13 protein-coding genes are annotated in these 14,563 nt (G+C 72.9%); 4 read left to right on the top strand and 9 right to left on the bottom strand.

What is annotated here, in order from left to right; all coding sequences use genetic code 11:
- Window positions 1–3: 3 nt before the first annotated feature.
- The 6 genes from ACFVVO_RS23315 to ACFVVO_RS23290 form a co-directional block, all read right to left on the bottom strand.
- Window positions 4–492: a DUF6174 domain-containing protein gene (locus ACFVVO_RS23315; RefSeq protein ID WP_390057510.1), complete on the bottom strand. Its 489-nt coding sequence runs from the start codon at window positions 490–492 to the stop codon at window positions 4–6.
- 84 nt (window positions 493–576) lie between these two features.
- A complete protein-coding gene (locus tag ACFVVO_RS23310) occupies window positions 577–1,737 on the bottom strand; it encodes an MFS transporter (RefSeq protein WP_390057742.1) in 1,161 nt (386 codons plus the stop codon).
- 181 nt (window positions 1,738–1,918) lie between these two features.
- Window positions 1,919–2,959, bottom strand: coding sequence for a LacI family DNA-binding transcriptional regulator (locus ACFVVO_RS23305; RefSeq protein WP_390057509.1), 1,041 nt, complete (start codon window positions 2,957–2,959; stop codon window positions 1,919–1,921).
- Between the two features lie 65 nt (window positions 2,960–3,024).
- On the bottom strand, window positions 3,025–5,466 hold the full coding sequence (locus ACFVVO_RS23300; RefSeq protein ID WP_390057508.1) for a glycoside hydrolase family 3 C-terminal domain-containing protein: 2,442 nt from the start codon (window positions 5,464–5,466) through the stop codon (window positions 3,025–3,027).
- Between the two features lie 31 nt (window positions 5,467–5,497).
- On the bottom strand, window positions 5,498–7,252 hold the full coding sequence (locus ACFVVO_RS23295) for a discoidin domain-containing protein (protein WP_390057507.1): 1,755 nt from the start codon (window positions 7,250–7,252) through the stop codon (window positions 5,498–5,500).
- Between the two features lie 188 nt (window positions 7,253–7,440).
- Entirely contained in the window at window positions 7,441–8,508 is a 1,068-nt protein-coding gene (locus tag ACFVVO_RS23290; protein ID WP_390057506.1) for a DUF1996 domain-containing protein, read from the bottom strand.
- 296 nt (window positions 8,509–8,804) lie between these two features.
- Here ACFVVO_RS23290 and ACFVVO_RS23285 point away from each other — a divergent pair, with 296 nt between their 5' ends.
- The gene (locus tag ACFVVO_RS23285; protein WP_390057505.1) at window positions 8,805–10,607 is read left to right on the top strand and encodes a coagulation factor 5/8 type domain-containing protein; all 1,803 of its coding nucleotides are present in this window, start codon (window positions 8,805–8,807) and stop codon (window positions 10,605–10,607) included.
- Between the two features lie 30 nt (window positions 10,608–10,637).
- Here ACFVVO_RS23285 and tpg read toward each other — a convergent pair whose 3' ends face one another.
- A complete protein-coding gene (gene tpg / locus ACFVVO_RS23280) occupies window positions 10,638–11,090 on the bottom strand; it encodes a telomere-protecting terminal protein Tpg (protein ID WP_390057741.1) in 453 nt (150 codons plus the stop codon).
- Entirely contained in the window at window positions 11,090–11,284 is a 195-nt protein-coding gene (locus ACFVVO_RS23275; RefSeq protein ID WP_390057504.1) for a hypothetical protein, read from the bottom strand. The genes tpg and ACFVVO_RS23275 overlap by 1 nt, the downstream gene beginning before the upstream one ends.
- 175 nt (window positions 11,285–11,459) lie before the next feature.
- Between ACFVVO_RS23275 and ACFVVO_RS23270 the strand changes: the two genes are divergently transcribed.
- The 3 genes from ACFVVO_RS23270 (at window position 11,460) to ACFVVO_RS23260 (ending at window position 13,664) form a co-directional block, all read left to right on the top strand.
- The gene (locus ACFVVO_RS23270) at window positions 11,460–11,951 is read left to right on the top strand and encodes a peptidylprolyl isomerase (protein ID WP_390057503.1); all 492 of its coding nucleotides are present in this window, start codon (window positions 11,460–11,462) and stop codon (window positions 11,949–11,951) included.
- Window positions 11,952–11,995: 44 nt separating this feature from the next.
- Window positions 11,996–12,634 carry a hypothetical protein gene (locus ACFVVO_RS23265; RefSeq protein WP_390057502.1) on the top strand — a complete coding sequence of 213 codons (639 nt, stop codon included), beginning with the start codon at window positions 11,996–11,998 and terminating at the stop codon, window positions 12,632–12,634.
- A gap of 238 nt (window positions 12,635–12,872) precedes the next feature.
- Entirely contained in the window at window positions 12,873–13,664 is a 792-nt protein-coding gene (locus tag ACFVVO_RS23260; protein WP_390057501.1) for a ribonuclease BN, read from the top strand.
- A gap of 9 nt (window positions 13,665–13,673) precedes the next feature.
- On the opposite strand, the gene ACFVVO_RS23255 is transcribed toward ACFVVO_RS23260, so the two are convergent.
- Complete coding sequence (locus ACFVVO_RS23255) at window positions 13,674–14,555, bottom strand: NmrA/HSCARG family protein (protein ID WP_390057500.1); 882 nt, start codon at window positions 14,553–14,555, stop codon at window positions 13,674–13,676.
- Window positions 14,556–14,563 lie beyond the last annotated feature (8 nt).

The following is a 14,563-nucleotide window of genomic DNA, read 5'->3' as shown; positions in this document are numbered from 1 at the left end:
TGCTCAGTTGGCGCCGGGTCGCCTCCCACCGGGCGTGTAGCCGCTTATCTCGTAGCGGACTTCGTCGTCGACGGCGGTGGCCGACCAGTCCACGGTGATACGGCGGGGGTACCCGGCGGACGCGTACTCCGCGTCGGCCCGGTCCGCGCCCTCGCGCCGCGCCTGCTCGACCTCCCGCACCAGCGTGCCGATGGTGGGCACGATCGTGGGCGAGCGCCGGACCACGGCCCGGCTCTCCGCGTCCAGACCGTCCGCGCGCACCACCTTCCCCGCCCGCACACTGACCCGGAACGAGCCGATCAGCGCCCGCTCCCCGCCGGTCGAGCGCAGGAGGTACGTGTAGGCGGACGGTTCCTGCCAGGCGGTGCCGGCGGTCCGCGCCGGATGGGTGGACACGCTCGGTCCCTGGCAGGCGGCTGCCACGCAGACCAGACCCGCGATCGTCGCGAGGCGCGGCAGCGGGGAGCGGGATGTGGAACGTACGCGTGTCATGGGGCGCCTCTCAGCTTCGCCGGCGGTCTCTCCTTCGACGCCGGTGGACGGCCGGACGTTCGCCGGAGGTGCGCGGCGCCTGCGTCACCGGTCGGAGGTCCGGGACAGGGTGCGGCTCACCCGTACGCCCACGGCCGCTACGAGCAGGACCGCGCACCCCGCGAACACCAGCCCGGCGCCGCGCAGCCCCAGCGCCGACGTCAGGGCGCCCACCCCGACGACCGGCAGCGAGATCCCCACGTAGGCGACGACGAAGAACGCCGAGATGGTGGCGCCCTGGTGGGCCTCCGGTGCCGCCGAGCTGACCTCGCTCAGACCCGCGCGGAACGCCATTCCCTGGCCGGTGCCGCCGGTCAGCGCGCCCGCGAGCAGCACCGGGAAGGACGTCAGCAGCAGCGACAGCGCGATGAGGAGGAGTCCGGCGACGAGCACCGCGCAGCCCCAGGGCAGGGCCCGGCGCGCACCGATCCGGCCCATGAGCAGTTGCCCGCAGGTGGAGGCGCAGAACACGCAGAAGACGACGGCACCGGCGACCGCCAGGTTGTGCTCCCCCAGGGTCTGGTTGAGGAAGGCCGGCGCGACCGCCGTGAACAGCCCGAGCATGGAGAAGCCCGCGAAGGCGGCGAGGGCACAGGGCGCGAACACCTCGCGCACCTCCGGCGGCACCGTCATTCCCTGGGGCCGCAGCGACCCCCGCGGATGCGAGCGGTGCACGGTCTCGGGCAGCAGGCAGACGACCACAGCCGCCACCGCGAGCAGCGCGAGATGGACGACGAACGGCAGCTTCAGCGGCTGCGGCGCGTACTCGGCGAGGATGCCGGACACCAGGGGGCCGAGCCCCAGCCCGCCCATGTTGGCCGCGGTCGCCGCGAACCCGGCCCGGGCGTGCCTGCCGGGCGGGGCCAGTTCGAGGACGGCCGCGGTGCCCGTGCCGCTCAGCAGCCCGGCCGAGAAGCCCGACAGAACCCGGCCCGTGTACAGCAGTGGCAGTCCGCCCTCGGTCAGGAAGCACACCGCGCTGAGCGCCGCCAGCCCCAGCGCCGCCAGCAGCACCGGCCGCCGCCCCAGCACGTCGGAGAAACCACCGGCGATCAGCAGGGCGGTGATGACGCCGACCGCGTAGGCGGCGAACACCACCGTCACGATGAGCTCGGAGAAACCGAGCTGCTGCCGGTACAGCCCGTACAGCGGTGTGGGCAGGGTGGTGCCGAGCATCCCGACGGCGAAGACGGCCGCCGCGGCCAGGTAACCCGGCCGCCACCGGTCCGCCCGCCGGTCCTGCCGGTGGTCCTCCGTGGCGCTACTGATCACACTCCACCTTAGGCACCGGGCGCCCGGCCGCCGCGTACCGAGGATCGCCCGTTCGGGGGCCGGCGCGGTTCCGGCCGGGGCGGATTCGACCGGACCGGCCGAGCCCGCGCCTTCCCTAGGCCGAGTCCCGGACCACCAGCTCCGGGTCGAACACGACCGAGGTGGGGGCGGTGCGGATGCCGTGGATGTGCTCGTCGAGCAGCCGGGCCATGTCGGCCGCCATGTCCTCCACGGGCTGGCGGACGGTGGTGAGCGGGGGCCGGCAGGTGGCGGCGACGGTGGAGTCGTCGAAGCCGACCACCGCGATGTCCTCGGGCACCCGGCGGCCGTGTTCGCGCAGCACCTGGCAGGCGCCCTGGGCCATCAGGTCGTTGGCGGCGAACACCCCGTCCAGATCGGGGTGTTCGGCCAGCAGGTCGGTCATGGCGGCGATGCCGCTGTCCAGTGTGAAGCCGCCCTCGGAGACGGGCACGTAGGGGTGGCCGTTGCGGGCGAGGGTGTCGCGGAAGCCGGCCAGCCGTTCCTGGCTCGCGGCGACCGCCAACGGGCCGCAGATCGTGGCCAGTCTGCGCCGGCCACGGGCGAGCAGGTGTTCGGCGGCGAGCCGGCCGCCGTCCCGGTGGGCCAGGTCGACATAGCTGAGCGGGACCGGGCGGGAGGGGCGGGCGAAGAGCACCGCGGGCAGCCGTGCCTCGGCCAGCAGGGCGGGCAGCGGGTCGTCGGCGTGGCTGGAGACGACCAGCGCGCCGTCGGCCCGGCCCTGCCGCAGATAGGTCAGCACCTCCTGGCGGGCCTCGGCGGACTCGGCGAACATCAGCACGGGGTGCACCGAGCGGGGCCGCAGATGGCCCACGATCCCGGCGACCACCCGCCCGAAGAAGGGGTCGGCGAACACCCGGGCGGCGAAGGCCGCCTGGGCCTCGTCGGAGGTCTCCCCGGCGCCGGACACGACCAGGGCGACGGTCTCGGCCCGCCGGGTGACGAGGGAGCGGGCGGCCCGGTTGGGTGCGTACCCGGTCCGTTCGATGGCTCGGCGGACCACCTCCTGGATCGCCGGGTCCACGTTGCGCACGCCGTTGACGACCCGGGAGACGGTCGCCCGGGAGACACCGGCCTCCCGGGCGACGTCCTCCAGCGTGGGGGCCTGTCTGCTCATGCCCGCACCCTAACGGCCCGGCGGCCCGCGCGGATAGAGCGCTCTCCTGCCGCCGCGCGAGGTGCTCAGCGCCGGTCGAGCACGTCCACCTCCAGTCTCAGGGGCAGGTCTCCCGCCGAGCGTCCCGCGAGTACCCGGCACGGCCCGGGTTCCGTCCGCCAGGCTCCCGCGGGGACGTCCCAGTGGCACAGGGCGCGCGCCGGGATCCGCACCTGTGCGACAGCGGTCTCCCCGGGCCGGGCCCGTACCGCCGCCCAGCCGGCGAGCCATCGTTCCGGGTGGTCCACGGAGGTCGGGCGGGGGCGGGCGAGATAGATCTGCACGACCTCCCGGCCGGCGCGCGCGCCGGTGTTGCGCAGCCGCACCCGTACGGTGAGGTCCTCCCCGGCCTGCGTCCGCTCCGGGCCCGACAGTTCCTCGTACTCCCAGGTGGTGAAGCCGAGTCCGTGCCCGAACCAGTACGCGGGGGTGCGCCGGGCGCGGAGCCAGCCGCGGTGGCCGACGTGCACGCCCTCGTCGTAGGAGAACCGGCCGGCGTCCGGCCGGGTGCGGGTGACGGGACTGTCCGTGAGCGCGGCGGGCCAGGTGGTGGGCAAGCGCCCGCCGGGCTCGGTCCGGCCGAGCAGCACGTCGGCCAGGCCGCCGCCGGCCTCCTGGCCGGGGAACCAGGCGAGCAGCAGGGCGCCGACCTCGTCCCGCCAGGGCAGTTCCACCGGGCCGCCGCTGTTGACGACGGCCACCGTGCGCGGGTTCGCCCCGGCGACCGCACGGACCAGGGCGTCCTGTTCCGGGCCGAGCCCGAGGTGCGTGCGGTCGCGCCCCTCGGACTCGTGCTGCTCCCCGGTGCCGACCACCACCACCGCCACGTCCGCCTCGCGCGCCGCCCGGGACGCGGCCGCGAGGGCCTCGGAGGCGGCTGGGGCGGGGGGTTCGGCGCCGACGACGGTGGCCCGGCCGGTGCCGGGGGCGAGTTCCCGGCGGGCGACCAGCAACGGAGTCGTGCCGGCGGTCAGTCGCGCCGTGACGACCTGAGTGGGCGGGCTCACGTGGATCACGGCCGGGTCGTCGGTCGTGGCGGCGAACTCATCGTCCAGCAGCGGGCGTCCGTCGAGGTGCAGGCCGAGACGGCCGAATCCGGCGATGCCGATCCGCCAGGTGCCGGAGGTGCGGGGGTGCAGTCGTGCGCTGATCTCCACGGTGTGCGCGCCGGCCGGCAGCGGTGGCTCCAACTGCCGCCCGCCGCGCCGGTGTCCGGCGTACAGCTCGGCACCGGAGGAGTCCAGGACGCGGAGCAGCACGCCGGGGGCGGCGGTGCGTGGGTCGCCGGCCAGGATCATGTCCAGGGGCGGAGGCGGGCCGTCCAGGGCCGGGCCGGGTACGTGGACGACCCGGGCGCGGCCGCGCAGACCGGCCCGGATGCCGTCCAGCAGCGAGACCTCGTCCTGGGGCAAGACGCCGGCGCTGCCGCCGCCCTGGGTACGGGTGCGGGCCGCCGGAGTGCCGATGACGGCGACCGTGCCGAGGCGTCCGGGGTCCAGGGGCAGGACGCCCCGGTTGGCCAGCAGTACGGCTCCGGCCGCGACCGCCCGCCGGGCCAGGACCCGAGCCTGCCGGGACCGCAGCAGCGGCCGGGCCGGGCGGTCCGGGCCGCCGAGGACGCCGCACCAGGCGGCCAGCCGCAGCAGCCGGCGCACCTTGCCGGTCACGGCCCGCTCCTCGACCTCGCCCGCCTCCACGGCCCGCGCCAGCGACTCGCCCCACTCCCCCGCCGGGCCGGGCATCTGGAGGTCGAGACCGGCACGGGCCGTGTCCAGGGTGCCACGTACCGCGCCCCAGTCGGAGACGACGACGCCGTCGAACCCCCACTCGGTCTTCAGGGGCGCGGTCAGGAGTTCGTGCGCGGTCATCGTGGTGCCGTTCACGCGGTTGTACCCGGCCATCACCAGCCGGACGCCCGCCGCCACCGCCGCCTCGAACGGTGCGAGGTGAACCTCGCGCAGCGTCCGCTCGTCGATCGACGCGTCGGCGGTCAGCCGGTCCGTCTCGGCGTCGTTCGCCACGAAGTGCTTGGCCGTGGCGGCGACTCCGTGCGCCTGCATGCCCCGGATCAGGGCGGCCCCGGTCCGGGCGGTCAGCAGCGGGTCCTCCGAGAAGCACTCGAAGTGCCGCCCGGCCAGGGGGCTGCGGTGCAGATTGAGATTGGGGGCGAGGACGACGTGCACGCCCTTGCGCCGGGCCTCGGAGGCGAGGAGGCCGCCCAGTTCCTCGACCAGCGGTTCGTCCCAGGTGGCGGCGAGCGCGGTGGCCGAGGGCAGCAGGACGGAGGTGTCGCGCTCGTCCCAGCCCTCCCCGCGTACCCCAGCCGGGCCGTCCGACAGGACCAACTGGCCCAGCGCCACCGAGGGTTCGGCCGCCGTGCGCCAGGTGGTGGCGCCGGTCAGCAGGCGGACCGCGGTCCGCAGGGTCAGCTTGTCGAGCAACCGGTCGAGTTCGTCCTCGTCGGCCATCCTCACCCCTTCGTGTCGCCGACCGCCCGGGTCAGCTGTAGACGCCGAACTCGTACAGCGAGTAGCCCCAGCCGGTGCCGCGCGCGGTGCCGTTGACGCGCACGAAGCGGCCGGTTCCGGTGACGTCGAAGTCGTCCACGCCGCCGTTGCCGTCCGTCACGGTGCGCACGGTGCGCCAGTTCTGCCCGTCGTCGGAGGTCTGCACGGTGTACGCCTTCGCGTACGAGGCCTCCCAGAGCAACTGGACGTGCCGGAACGCGGTGCGGCTGCCGAGGTCGACCTGGATCCACTGCGGATCGCTCCAGTCGCTTGCCCAGCGGGTGTTCTGGTTCCCGTCGACCGCGTTGGCGGCGGTGCACGGGCAGTCGCCGTAACTCGACTGGTACGAGGAGGCGGTGGCGGGCTTGCCGAGGGCGAGGTTCGTGCCGTTCGGGGTGGGCGGGACGACCCTGACGGACCGGGTCTCGACGCCGACGTTGCCGTGGCCGTCGGTCACCTTGACGTACATCTTCCAGACGCCGGGCCGGTCGGGTGCGGTGACCCTGAGGCGGCCGCCGCCGAGGTCGGTGAGGGGCAGCGGGGTGAGGTCCTTGCTCTTGTCGATGTACATGCTGTTGTCCAGGACCTCGTAGGAGAGCGCGTCCCCGTCCGGGTCGGTGGCCCTGACGGCGAGGGTCAGGTCCCGGCCCGCCGGTACCCGGCCCGCGTCGCCCTCGACGGTCAGGTCGGAGACGACCGGCGGGGTGTTGTCGTGGGAGGTGTCGCCGCCGTAGGCCCTCTTCACCGCGTAGTACGACAGCCGTTTCTGGCCGGCGGGCAGCAGGTTGAACCAGATGCCGCCGAAGTCGTACTCGGTGCCGTAGTGGAACATCGTCGCGCCGAGGGCGACTCCCCGGTGCCCGGTGACGCAGCCCCAGGCCCGGGTGTATCCGTCGGCCTTGGCGCGGTCGCCCGGCTCCAGGGGCACCCCGTTGGCGTCGTCGGGCACCTCCCACTCACCGGCCGGACCGGTCTCGGTGATGATGTACGGCTTGGTGTAACCGCCTTGCTCCCAGGCGGACTTGATGTCACAGACCGCGTTGTAGGAGTTGACGGCGTACAGGTCGAGGTCGGGTGCGTTCCTCTTGAAGTACGGCCAGGCGCCGACCCAGGCGTCGGTGGAGGTCACCGGGTGGTCGGGGTCGACGGAGTGGATCCGCTTCGCCACGTCGTTCACGAAGGAGGTGTAGGCGTCGCGCTGCCGTTCCAGCTCGGTTCCGCTGTAACAGTTCTGCAGGCCCAGCACCGACTCGTTGCCGACGTCCCACATGAGGACGCCGGGGTTGTCCTTGTAGGTCTGGACCCACTTGGGGAACTCGTCCAGCATCTGGTTCTTGTAGGCGGTGTCGGTCACGTAGTTCACGCAGCCGCCGCTGCCCGGTCCGCCGCCGGGCTGCAGCCAGAACCCGGCGATGACCTTGACGCCGTGCGCGGCGGCGGAGTCGAACAGCGGCTTGCTGGTGGCGTCGGTCCCCCAGGTGCGGATGGTGTTGACGCCCATGGACTTGAGGTCGGGCAGGTACCTGTCGGCGTCCGCCGTGGACGGGCCCCAGGTCAGGCCCTTGATCTGGTACGGCTTTCCGTCCACGGTCAGCTGCCAGTTGCCCTGGGTGCCGGTCACCTTGACGATGCTGCCGGCCGCGTGGGCCTGCGCGGCCGGCAGGGCGGTGAGGGCGCCGACGGTCAGCACGCCGGCGGTGAGGGGCGCGGCGAGGCGGCGCGCGCGGGTGCGGTGTGGTGGGGTCATGGTGGTGGGCTCTTCCGCTGTGGGGGCTAGGTCCTGTCGTTTGGATCAGGCCGGATCAGGGAGCGGGGTCTGGTGCCGTGCCTCGCAAGGCGGAGGAGGGCGACATGGCGGAGCCATGGCAACCGACGACAACGCGGCGAGGGGCGGTGCCAGGGCCCGCGAGCCCGGCCTGATCCAAACGAGAGGACCTAGGGGAGGCGGTAGTCGGCGCCGAGGGCCGCGCCCGCTTCCGGGTGCGTCTCGTCGTAGCCGCGGGCGTCGCACTGGAGTCCGCCGACGACGCAGTGGTCGACCAGCGCCTTGAGCGTGCGGTCGTCCCAGGCGTTGAAGAAGTCGTGGTGGAAGCCGTGGCCGGGTCCGCTGGCCAGCCGCACCTTCGACATGTCGCCGTTGACCGGGAACGCCATCTTGAACTCGATCATCGGCAGCGCCACCGGATGGTCGGCGGGGCAGACGTTGTCGTTCGTGCCGGGCTTCACCACCGGGTAGGCCATGTGGCTCTTGTGGTCGGGAGTGTCCAGGTATCTGCCGTCCCAGCAACTGGGCGCCTGGAAACGGATGTTGAGCTGGACGTCGGGCCGGGAGGGGCAGCTCGCCGGGAACTCGGTGTTGAAGAAGCTGTCGCCGCACTCCCAGCCCTCGACGAAGCCGGGGTGGTGGCGGAACTCGTCGGCGCTCTGCATGGGACTGCCGACGACGAACCTCAGCCCCTTGGGGAAGGGCCGGACGCTGGTGTAGTCGGTGACGCCGGCCTTGTAGTAGATGACCTGCGGGCCGACCGGCAGGACCGGCTTGTCCCCGTTGTAGAGGGTGGGCATCCAGTAGCCGGAGAGGTCACCGGGGGCCTTGCAGGTGGTGCCGCCGGCGCTCAGGGTCGCGGTCGTACTCCCCGCGTTCGTGGTGGTGTTGCCCATGAACGTGTGGTCGTGGGACTTGCCGGGCTGCTGCGGATAGACGATCGGGTCGTCCGGCCTGGTGTGGCTGACCGAGCAGTTGGCCTGGAACTCGTGGAAGTAGCGGTGCGGCGGGTTCTGCGTCGACGGGGTGACGCCGGTGACCGGGGGGTTGGCGGGGATGTAGCCGTCGCCGTCGGGGTCCTCGGGTGAGGAGGCGGTGGACAGCGCCATGGTGTGGCCGGTGTGCACCACGGCCGCGGACGGCGTGGAGGACGCGGCGACTCCGCTGAGGCCGAGCGGGGTCAGCAGCAGGGCGGAGGTGATGAGCGCGCCCGAGAGGATCTTCGATCTCCGTGACATACGGGCTCCTCGGAGGGAGGTGGGGGCTGGAGGTCGTACGGAGCGGGAGAGCGCTCTCCCACCGCTGGAGTGTTGGGGCGGTGACGAGAGGTGTCAAGAGAATCGACCAAAGGATCAGCGATGGGCTATCGCTCACTTCTCGAAGGCATGGGTGGGAATGTGACGGTCACTCAGGGGGCCTGTGGGGAAATCCGGTCGTAACTCTTGACGCATGGTTCACGCCAATGAAGCATCCATCGTCGAGAGAGCGCTCCCACGCCCTGCATCGTTCACTTCCTGAACCAGGAGAGCCGCGCATGCCCCCCTCCTCCCCCACCTCCCCCTCCTCCTCTTCCTCGCCGTCCGTCGGCCGCCGGACCGTGCTGGGCGCCGCGGCGGCGGCCGTGCCGGTGCTGGCCGGTGCGGCCGCCCCGGCCGGCGCCGCGACCGGGCGCCGCAGCTCCCCGCGCGCCCTCCCCGGTGGCGGCGACCTGGGTCCGAACGTGCTCGTCTTCGACCCGGCGACGCCCGGCATCCAGGCCGAACTGGACGAGGTCTTCGCGAAGCAGGAGTCGGCCCAGTTCGGCTCCGGCCGCTACGCGCTGCTGTTCAAGCCCGGCACGTACAACGGCCTGAACGCGCAGATCGGCTTCTACACCTCCATCGCCGGCCTCGGCCTGTCCCCCGACGACACGACCATCAACGGTGACGTGACGGTCGATGCGGGCTGGTTCGACGGCAACGCCACGCAGAACTTCTGGCGTTCGGCGGAGAACCTGGCCGTGGTCCCCGCGAACGGCACCAACCGGTGGGCGGTCGCCCAGGCGGCGCCGTTCCGCCGGATGCACGTACGGGGCGGGCTCAACCTCGCGCCGTCCGGCTACGGTTGGGCGAGCGGCGGCTACATCGCCGACAGCCGGATCGACGGCCAGGTCGGGCCCTACTCGCAGCAGCAGTGGTACACCCGCGACAGCGTCATCGGCAGCTGGCTCAACGGCGTGTGGAACATGGTGTTCTCCGGCGTCCAGGGCGCCCCGGCGCAGGGCTTCCCGAACCCGGTGTACACCACGCTGGACACCACCCCGGTCTCCCGCGAGAAGCCGTTCCTGTACGTCGGCGGCAGCGAGTTCCGGGTCTTCCTGCCGGCGAAGCGGACGAACGCCCGCGGGGTGACCTGGGGCAACGGCACGCCGAGGGGCACGTCCCTGCCGCTGTCGCGGTTCTACGTCGCCAAGCCGGGCGTCAGCGCGGCCACCCTCAACCAGGCGCTCGCGCAGGGCCTGCACCTGCTGCTCACGCCCGGCGTCTACCACCTGGACCGGCCGATCCAGGTCGACCGCCCCAACACCGTGGTGCTGGGCCTCGGTTACGCCACTCTCGTGCCCGGCAACGGGACCACGGCCCTGAAGGTCGCCGACGTCGACGGCGTGCGGCTCGCCGGATTCCTCGTCGACGCCGGGCCTGTCAACTCCCGAACCCTGCTGGAGATCGGCCCGGCGGGTGCCGTCAAGGACCACTCGGCCAACCCGACCACGGTGCAGGACGTCTTCGTGCGCATCGGCGGCGCGGGCGCCGGCAAGGCGACCACCAGCATGGTGATCAACAACCGGCACACCATCGTCGACCACACCTGGGTGTGGCGCGCCGATCACGGCACCGGCGTCGGCTGGGACACCAACCGCGCCGACTACGGAGTGGTGGTCAACGGCGACGACGTGCTCTGCACCGGACTGTTCGTGGAGCACTTCAACAAGTACGACGTGCAGTGGAACGGCCAGCGGGGCCGCACGATCTTCTTCCAGAACGAGAAGGCGTACGACGCCCCGAACCAGGCCGCCGTGCAGAACGGCAACGTCAAGGGCTACGCGGCCTACAAGGTCGGTGACCACGTCACCGCCCACGAGGGCTGGGGCCTGGGCAGCTACTGCTACTACGACGTCGACCCGGGCATCGTCCAGCACCACGGCTTCTCGGCGCCGAACCGTCCGGGCGTGAAGTTCCACGACCTGCTGGTGGTCTCGCTCGGCGGCAACGGGCAGTACGAGCACGTGATCAACGAGACGGGGGCCCCGACCTCGGGCACGTCGACGACGCCGTCGACGGTGGTGTCGTACCCCTGAGGCCCCGGCGCGCGGGGGCGGCGGGCGGGGCTACAGGTCGAACTCTACGCGCTCGAGGTCGGTGAACTGCCACCTCGAGGCCGTGGGCGCGGCGGCCGCTGTCGCGGAAGTAGACCTCGCCCAGGGCTCCCGCAGCCGGTCCTCGGTGGCCCCCGCCTCCTGCGCCTCGAAGAGGCGGGTGGCGTGCTGGGAGGACAGGGTCAGGGTGAGGTGGCGCAGCCCGGCGTCGACCGTGGAGCCGGGTGCGGCCGGGTAGCCGAACCGCGCGCGGGTGCCGATGACGATGCCGGCGCTGGTGGCGGCGGTCCGCCTCACCCTGGGGCGGATCCGCGGCTGCCGGCGCCTGGCGACCTCGCGTTCCAAGCCGGGTCGGTGCTCCTTGCGCCGCCTGCCGTCCGCGTCGGGTTCACTCGCCCGGGAGGGCGGGTTGAGGGCGGTCATCAGCTCCGGCCCGGTCGCGGCGGTGGAACCGTGCGGTGTCATCACCCGCCGGGCGTAGGTACCGAGGCCGCAGGCGGGTTCCGCGGGCGCGAGCTCGGCGGCCGCCCGGTCCCGTCCAGTGCGAGCACCTCGGCCAGCCGCGGCACCAGGGCCGGGGCGTACGGCAGCCGGCCCCGCCCGTAGTGGACCGCGGTGCCGGCGAACAGGGTTTCGTCCCAGGTCCAGCCCTCGGCCACGACGGACTCCTCTCCCCCACCGGCTCCGTCCCGCCGATCATGTCACGGCGCGCGTTCCGGTAGGGTTCCGTATGGCGCCGGCAGTCCGAGTCGCCTCGGCCGCCGGTGACGACACCGGGCGTCCGGGCGGACCCTTCCGCGCGCCGGGACGCCGCTCGACGGTAGGTTGATCGCCATGAGTGACAACGTGTACTTCGACATCACGATCAACGACGAGCCGGCCGGCCGGATCGTCTTCAAGCTGTTCGACGACGTGGTTCCCAAGACCGCCAGGAATTTCCGCGAGCTGGCCACCGGCCAGAACGGCTTCGGTTACGCCGGTTCCTCGTTCCACCGCGTCATCCCGCAGTTCATGCTGCAGGGCGGCGACTTCACCCGGGGCAACGGCACCGGTGGCAAGAGCATCTACGGCGAGAAGTTCGCGGACGAGAACTTCAACCTCAAGCACGACCGTCCGTACCTGCTGAGCATGGCGAACGCGGGCCGGAACACCAACGGCTCGCAGTTCTTCGTCACCACGATCGTCACCGACTGGCTCGACGGCAAGCACGTCGTCTTCGGTGAGGTCGTCGAGGGCCAGGACCTGGTGAAGCGCATCGAGACGCTCGGCAGCCGCAGCGGCACGCCGAGTGCGAAGGTCACGATCGCCGAGAGCGGAACGGTCTAGCAGCCGACCCGCCCGATGATGCCGCCCCCGCCCGGCCCGCGCCGATGAGCGGCCGCACCCGGAACCGGGCCCGGCCCGCTCCGCTGCGCTTCGACGGCTGGATCGCGGGGGTCGGGACGTCGTCCGGCACCCGTCTGGTGGTGGGGCACTGGGTCCGCTCACCCTTCGGCCCGTTCAGCGACGTGATGCTCGAACGGGCCGACGGCCACCGGCTGCTGCTGGCCCCCACCCCGCGGACGGCGCGGTTCATCGGCAGTACCTACACCTTCGACGAGGTACGGATCGTGCCCGTACGGGTGCGTGCGGACGATGGCTGCTGGAGCGTCGAGGCCGAGCCGCTGCTCCGGCTGCGTTTCACCGTCGGGCGGCGCGGAGCGACGGGGCTGCTGCTGAGGGCCGTCCCGGGGGCGCTCGCCGCGTCGGCCGCCTGGACCGCCGTGACGGATCCGCTCGCCCGCCTGCTGATGGGCGTACGCACGCGCGGGAGCGCCGGCGGGGGCAGACGCGAGTGGTACGGGGCGCGTGATCTGCGCGCGCTGACCACGGCGACGGCCACGTTCGAGGGCCGGGACCTGGGCGCGCTCACGCCGGTCGCACCACCCGTGCGCTTCGGTTTCGGCTCCACCCCCCGCCGGCCCTCCCTCGTGCGCGTGACCACCACGGTGCGGCAGACGCACGGGTGACGATGCCCACGGACCGGCCGGGACCAGGGCTCCCGGCACCGTCCGGCCGGGTGTACTCCCCTCGGCGACGGGGACCCGGCAGCCGGAGCTGAGCGTGCTGCCCACCGGAGGGGGACCGAGCGGACCGGCACCTTTCGTCGGATCATGGCACCAGGGGCTCGACCGGTGCCGCCCGCTCCAGGGGGCGGCGTTCGGCCGTCGGCGACGAGCCCGGGTGCGGCGAGCACGGGAGGGACCCGTGAGGCAGTGGCGGCGCGGCCTCCACCGCGCGTGGGAGTGGATCGGTGTGCGCGCGCTGTTCCGGCGCGGGCGTGATCTGGAACTGATGCACCGGGCGATGGGGTTCGCCACGCTGGCCCTGGTGACGCTGGCCCCGCTGCTGATCGTGGTCGCCGCCGGCGATCCGCTGGTCCGGGGCGGCTTCGCCTCGTGGCTCACCGACGGCATGGGCCTGTCCGGCCAGTCCGCCGCCGCGCTCACCGGCATCATCAGTCCGCCGCGCAAGGTCATCGGCACCACCAGCGTGCTGAGCCTGGTGCTGCTGGCCGTGTTCGGGGTGTCGTTCGCCGGCAGTGTGCAGAACGGCTACGAGCGCGTCTGGAGTCTCACGGCCGGCCCCTGGCACCGGGTCTGGCGGCAGACGACCTGGCTCGTGGTGCTGACCGGCTACCTCTACCAGGAGGTGCAGACCCGCCCGGCGCTGCACGGGACGCCACGGATCGTGGTGTCCGTGCTGAGCGGGGTGCTGTTCTTCTGGTGGGGCCAGCGGTTCCTGCTGGGCGGCCAGGTCAACTGGCGCCGCCTGCTGCCGGGCGCGATCGCCACCGTCGCCGGCCTGGCCGGGCTGCGCGTCTTCTCGTATCTCGTCTTCACCCCGCTCATCGTCACCAACGCGCTGAACTACGGTGCGGTGGGGACGGTGCTGGTGGTCGAGTCATGGCTGATCGGGGTGGGCTTCGTCGTGTACGGGGGTGCGCTGTTCGGCCGCTGGTTCTGCGAGCACCACTGGATGCCGTCCCACGAGGAGTGAGGGTTGCGCTCATGAGGCGTGGGCGGGCGCGGCGAGCAGGTCCGGCCAGTCCTGGGCGGCGGACCACTCGGCGAAGGTGTGCCAGCCGACCTCGGGGTGGGCGCGGCGCAGGGCGGTGACGTCGACGTCGAGGCCGGTGGTGCTGAAGTACCCGAACATCGCCGCGAGGTCGTGCGAACGGGTGCGGACCTGGGACAGGGGCACCTCGTGGTGCCCGACCGGGAGGCCGGTGACCTTGGTCAGGACCGCGGCGATCCCGGCGGCGGTGAGTTCGTCGGAGGCGATGTCGATCCGGCGGCCGGTGAACTCGGCGCGACGCACCAGGGTCAGGGACGCGAAGGCGCCGATGTCCTCGGCGGGGATGAGCGTCAGGGGGCGGTCGGCCGGCATGGGCCAGGCGAAGGTGTTCTCGCGCAGGCCCTCCAGCGTCCAGCCGGAGGCGAAGTTGTCCATGAAGGCCGCCGGGGCGACGACCGTCCAGGGAACGCCCGTCGTCCGCAGGTGACGCTCGATCTCGGCCTTGCTGTCGTAGTGCGGAATGCCTGTGCGGCGGTCGGCGTGCGCCGCCGAGGTGAACACGATGTGCCCGAGGCGGGCGTCCGCCGCCGCGTCCAGCAGGGTCCTGCCCTGGCGCACCTCGGTCGCGGTGTCCGTGCCGAACGGGGTCGTCACCGCGAAGAGGGAGTCTGCGTCCGCGAGGGCGGCGTCCAGGGAGGGACGGTCGTCGAAGTCGGCACGGCGGACGTCCGCGCCGAGCCGGCGCAGGGCCTCGGCCGCCGGTGCGGCCGGGTCACGGGTGAGGGCGCGGACGCGGTGTCCGGCCGCGAGCAGCGCGCGGGCGGTGGCACCGCCCTGGGCGCCGGTAGCGCCGGTGACAGCGATGGTGAGCATGGAAGGTC

It is taken from the genome of Streptomyces sp. NPDC058145 (genome assembly GCF_042884245.1).
Taxonomy (GTDB): domain Bacteria; phylum Actinomycetota; class Actinomycetes; order Streptomycetales; family Streptomycetaceae; genus Streptomyces.
Note: the sequence above shows the minus strand (reverse complement) of the source record. Positions and strands in the feature narration are given on the sequence as shown.

Excerpts from the sequence above, each read along its gene's own strand:
- ACFVVO_RS23290 (WP_390057506.1), bottom strand. The coding sequence starts at position 8,508 with ATGTCACGGAGATCGAAGATCCTCTCGGGCGCGCTCATCACCTCCGCC.
- ACFVVO_RS23265 (WP_390057502.1), top strand. The coding sequence starts at position 11,996 with ATGAGCGGCCGCACCCGGAACCGGGCCCGGCCCGCTCCGCTGCGCTTC.
- ACFVVO_RS23315 (WP_390057510.1), bottom strand. The coding sequence starts at position 492 with ATGACACGCGTACGTTCCACATCCCGCTCCCCGCTGCCGCGCCTCGCG.
- ACFVVO_RS23295 (WP_390057507.1), bottom strand. The coding sequence starts at position 7,252 with ATGACCCCACCACACCGCACCCGCGCGCGCCGCCTCGCCGCGCCCCTC.
- tpg (WP_390057741.1), bottom strand. The coding sequence starts at position 11,090 with ATGACACCGCACGGTTCCACCGCCGCGACCGGGCCGGAGCTGATGACC.
- ACFVVO_RS23305 (WP_390057509.1), bottom strand. The coding sequence starts at position 2,959 with ATGAGCAGACAGGCCCCCACGCTGGAGGACGTCGCCCGGGAGGCCGGT.
- ACFVVO_RS23300 (WP_390057508.1), bottom strand. The coding sequence starts at position 5,466 with ATGGCCGACGAGGACGAACTCGACCGGTTGCTCGACAAGCTGACCCTG.
- ACFVVO_RS23255 (WP_390057500.1), bottom strand. The coding sequence starts at position 14,555 with ATGCTCACCATCGCTGTCACCGGCGCTACCGGCGCCCAGGGCGGTGCC.
- ACFVVO_RS23270 (WP_390057503.1), top strand. The coding sequence starts at position 11,460 with ATGAGTGACAACGTGTACTTCGACATCACGATCAACGACGAGCCGGCC.
- ACFVVO_RS23285 (WP_390057505.1), top strand. The coding sequence starts at position 8,805 with ATGCCCCCCTCCTCCCCCACCTCCCCCTCCTCCTCTTCCTCGCCGTCC.